The sequence below is a fragment of the Vibrio chanodichtyis genome, assembly GCF_028863985.1.
Classification (GTDB): Bacteria; Pseudomonadota; Gammaproteobacteria; order Enterobacterales; family Vibrionaceae; genus Vibrio; species Vibrio chanodichtyis.
Genome location: NZ_JARBFT010000029.1, coordinates 1 through 3575, shown reverse-complemented (window position 1 = coordinate 3575; position 3575 = coordinate 1). Strand labels below are relative to the sequence as shown.

Genomic DNA, 3575 nt, shown 5'->3' with positions numbered 1-3575 from the left:
CACTTGAGCTTATCGCACTTGGATCACATGAAAATTTTTACCGTGATATCAAGGTGTTTTACTAAATTTAGGTGAATAATAACGCCCGCCTAAGGGGCTGGCAACGCATACCACTAAACTCAATCACAACAACCGTAACCACCGCGGCTCAATGGGACTGGAAACGCTACGCGTTGACAGTCCCTCTTGAGGCGTTTGTTAGCTTCGTAGCCTATTGTTTAATAATGATTTTTAAACACCTTTATTTGAAAGCCATTTTACGCAGAAGCATCTCACAAACACACGTCCAACGCCAAAAGCTGTGAAGCTGGCAGCCAAAACTTAAAAAGATCTAGGCTAAGTTGGCCACGATTAAGAGTCCGCGACAAAGAATGCAAGATCACAGCGATGATGCAGCCTTTTGTGAAACCAAACTTGCTGTGTGGAACATCCAACAACCTTGAAGCATCGAGGCTTGTGGGTTTTCAGCGGCTTTGAACCTGTTGAACTTCCAACACTTTCTACCAAATCGGCATCAGAAAAACTCGAAAGCCAAGTTGTGATATTTGAATGCTAAAAACTGATTTTCACAACAAATGAACTTAGATTTTGATGATTCTAGCCTTTAAGAAGCTAACGCCCGCCTAAGGGGCTGGCAACGCACCAACCAACTTAACGCATACCAAATTAACCACAAAAATCACCGCATACCAAAAATGCTGCGCGTTGACAGTCCCTCTTGAGGCGTTTGTTATGTACGTGCGCTTTGTTCCAGCGAAACAAACAACGGCTTTACAAACTTTGCTTCTTCTTGATAACGATTTCTCGTGTCCCAAAGATCAACTGCATGTTGAATGTTAAGCCAAAACTCTGGCGTGTTACCTAATGCTGCTGCTAACTTGATAGCTACCGGAGCCGTTAATACACCACCATTAATCAAATTACTCACTGTATTTCGGTGTACACCCATTGCTTCAGCCAGCGCTTTTGATGTAATGCCCATCGGTTCAAGAAATTCTTCTTTTAACATTTCGCCAACGCTCACTGGACGACGTTTTGTCTTACGCATAGCCGTTACCTCAATACTTATGTGGGTCTAAGTAAGTATTTAGTGCAACACCATCAACCCACTGAAAAATCAAACGATATTGTTTATTTACTCGAATTGAGCACCAACCTTTAAGATTTCCTTCAAGATGTTCAAAACGATTACCCGGTGGAATTCTTAAGTCAGATTCAGCTTGAGCCGCATCTAAGATTTCCAACTTTCGAAATAGAGCATTTTCTATGCTGCTTGGAATAAAACGATGTCGTTTATCATCCTCATAAAACTGCTCTAACCACTTATCTTTAAATTCTAATGCCATTGCAACTTGCACTGTCTCATTGTGCATCCATAGATGAAGACTAACGCATAATCACACTGTGCACAAGTTTGATTTTAGGTAGAGAAATTTCAGAAAAGTACATAACGCCCGCCTAAGGGGCTGGCAACGCACAAACCAGCTTAGCGCATACCAAATTAACCACAAAACCTACCGCATAACAAAAATGCCGCGCGTTGGCAGTCCCTCTTGAGGCGTTTGTTATAACACATTTTTCCTAAAACTAAGCTTTCAGATCAACCGCACAAAACACACTTTAGACCAAAGATTAGCATTTATCGTATACCAGACCGATGATAACCTTAATGAGCTCAATTGCATAAGCTATACGGAGGTAAATATGGGTATTAAACCAGGACCAAAACCAAAAGCTGAATCAACCGGAAAAACTGACCAAAGACGTCGAGTCACTCCTGAAAACAAGCCGAAACATCCAGATCTGAAAGAACACCAACACAAAAAAGGCGAGTGATTAATTTGAGCCCCAAACCTTATGGGGCTTATTTTCACCCTGTTGAAAACTAATGTGTTATAACGCCCGCCTAAGGGGCTGGCAACGCATACTACTAAACTCAAACGCAACAACTGAAACCACCACGGCTCAATGGGACTGGAAACGCCGCGCGTTGACAGTCCCTCTTGAGGCGTTTGTTAAGTGCGTGTTTGCCGCCTAGCAGATCTTCTTTCACTTGCAATTTCGAGCCTACGCGGCTCCGTATACAGGCGCTCAAGAAGAATGAAAGTAAAATCCAAGATATCTGATGCATCCTCTTTAGAAAGCACACCTTCATGTGCCCCATCATTCCCATCATCTTTAATGCATGTCGACAAGTTTTGTAAAGTTTGCGGAAGTATCTGTTGTTCAAACATCCAAGGAAGACGAAGTCCTAAGTTTCGTTTTATTCGACTAGTTAGGCCCTCCGCTTCTTCGGGCAATAGAGATTTTGTTGCTAAATCTAGACATAATCTAAACATAGTAGCTGCAGCGTTGTAGCAGCCAATTGACATACAGGCAGCACCTTCTTTAAATATTTTTTCAATGTCCAGAGGTAAATACTCAGGCGGAACATCAGCAGCGTTATCTTGAATTCCAATATAACGTTCTACATCTATAATTTCATTTACCGCGACATTTAACTTATGCAACCCTTCTTTAATGTAATTGGCATACGAAGGTTCTTTCTGAGACACTAGAAATATAGTTGGTTTAAAACATGCTCGGCATACACAGAAAACTTCAAGGTATTGCTTCCAATTATATTCTGTATATGAGGGGACTTGATTTTTAAGATCAAAAGTAATTTCGTTTGCGCCACATCTAGGACAATCTGCGACCAACATTGACATAATATCTCCTTGATTTTGTATACCTAAAGCACTTAACGCCCGCCTAAGGGGCTGGCAACGCAACAACCCAACTTAACGCACACTAAATTAACCACAAAAACCTGCCGCATAACAGAAATGCCGCGCGTTGACAGTCCCTCTTGAGGCGTTTGTTATGCTGCGGGTTGATTACAACACCAATTTCGATATGTAAGGTACATTCCTTAGCTGATCTTTCCACGGTAAACCGTATCCAACAAGCAAGTCATCATTTGGCATTTCGTAAGCATAAAACTGTGGTACGGGAATCTCTACACGACTTGGTTTAACCAATAGTGTTGCAACCGATAAAGATCTCACTTGGTAATTATCTTGAATATAGGCTATCAATTTTTTCATTGTGCCACCTGATTCAATTGCATCATCAACTACAATAACATCTTTATAATCAAGTGAAATATTTTCATGAAAGACAATCATTGACTGATTATTTCTATCTCCAGGAGTATGGGGGCAAGAAATATAATCCATTTTAATATCAAACTTTAGCTTACGCACTAAGTCCGCAGTAAACAATATACCTCCCGGGACAACTGTAATAATAACTGCTTCACTAAACTGACTGTTTAATTTACCAGCTACGATTTCAACTCCATTTAGAATCTGTTGCTCATTCAAAACCAATTCACCAATATGTGAAGATTTCATACTCGATTCCTATTATTTACTCAGCAGCATAACGCCCGATTAAGCAGTGAGCAACGCCTAAACCAACTCAACGCATCACAATGTTCATCACTGTCGTTCTCGCATCACGCCAATGCCGCGCGTTGTGAATCTGTCTTGAATCGCTTGTTAGGTCACGACCAAATGGGTAAAAAGTCT

The 3575-nt window shown here is 41.1% G+C and carries 6 protein-coding genes and 1 pseudogene; 1 reads left to right on the top strand and 6 read right to left on the bottom strand.

Features of this window, described 5'->3' with window-relative positions; all coding sequences use genetic code 11:
- Positions 1–241: 241 nt before the first annotated feature.
- From PUN32_RS13850 to PUN32_RS13830, 4 genes and pseudogenes are all read right to left on the bottom strand, one after another.
- Positions 242–331 (bottom strand): Tfp pilus assembly protein, encoded by a 90-nt coding sequence (locus tag PUN32_RS13850; RefSeq protein WP_230638955.1) that lies wholly within the window; start codon positions 329–331, stop codon positions 242–244.
- Positions 332–335: 4 nt separating this feature from the next.
- A pseudogene (locus PUN32_RS13845) lies at positions 336–383 on the bottom strand (DUF645 family protein); the annotation flags it as partial.
- Positions 384–730: 347 nt separating this feature from the next.
- A complete protein-coding gene (locus tag PUN32_RS13835; protein WP_274723717.1) occupies positions 731–1048 on the bottom strand; it encodes a HigA family addiction module antitoxin in 318 nt (105 codons plus the stop codon).
- 10 nt (positions 1049–1058) lie between these two features.
- Positions 1059–1346: a type II toxin-antitoxin system RelE/ParE family toxin gene (locus PUN32_RS13830; protein ID WP_274723716.1), complete on the bottom strand. Its 288-nt coding sequence runs from the start codon at positions 1344–1346 to the stop codon at positions 1059–1061.
- A gap of 358 nt (positions 1347–1704) precedes the next feature.
- Here PUN32_RS13830 and PUN32_RS13820 point away from each other — a divergent pair, with 358 nt between their 5' ends.
- Positions 1705–1836 carry a hypothetical protein gene (locus PUN32_RS13820; protein ID WP_274723715.1) on the top strand — a complete coding sequence of 44 codons (132 nt, stop codon included), beginning with the start codon at positions 1705–1707 and terminating at the stop codon, positions 1834–1836.
- A gap of 179 nt (positions 1837–2015) precedes the next feature.
- Here the strand turns inward: PUN32_RS13820 and PUN32_RS13815 are convergent, their stop codons facing one another.
- Positions 2016–2711, bottom strand: a complete 696-nt coding sequence (locus tag PUN32_RS13815) for a DUF4145 domain-containing protein (protein WP_274723714.1) — start codon at positions 2709–2711, stop codon at positions 2016–2018.
- Between the two features lie 168 nt (positions 2712–2879).
- On the bottom strand, positions 2880–3398 hold the full coding sequence (locus tag PUN32_RS13810; RefSeq protein ID WP_274723713.1) for a phosphoribosyltransferase: 519 nt from the start codon (positions 3396–3398) through the stop codon (positions 2880–2882).
- Between the last annotated feature and the right edge of the window lie 177 nt (positions 3399–3575).

Excerpts from the sequence above, each read along its gene's own strand:
- PUN32_RS13830 (WP_274723716.1), bottom strand. The coding sequence starts at position 1,346 with ATGGCATTAGAATTTAAAGATAAGTGGTTAGAGCAGTTTTATGAGGAT.
- PUN32_RS13810 (WP_274723713.1), bottom strand. The coding sequence starts at position 3,398 with ATGAAATCTTCACATATTGGTGAATTGGTTTTGAATGAGCAACAGATT.
- PUN32_RS13820 (WP_274723715.1), top strand. The coding sequence starts at position 1,705 with ATGGGTATTAAACCAGGACCAAAACCAAAAGCTGAATCAACCGGAAAA.
- PUN32_RS13815 (WP_274723714.1), bottom strand. The coding sequence starts at position 2,711 with ATGTCAATGTTGGTCGCAGATTGTCCTAGATGTGGCGCAAACGAAATT.
- PUN32_RS13835 (WP_274723717.1), bottom strand. The coding sequence starts at position 1,048 with ATGCGTAAGACAAAACGTCGTCCAGTGAGCGTTGGCGAAATGTTAAAA.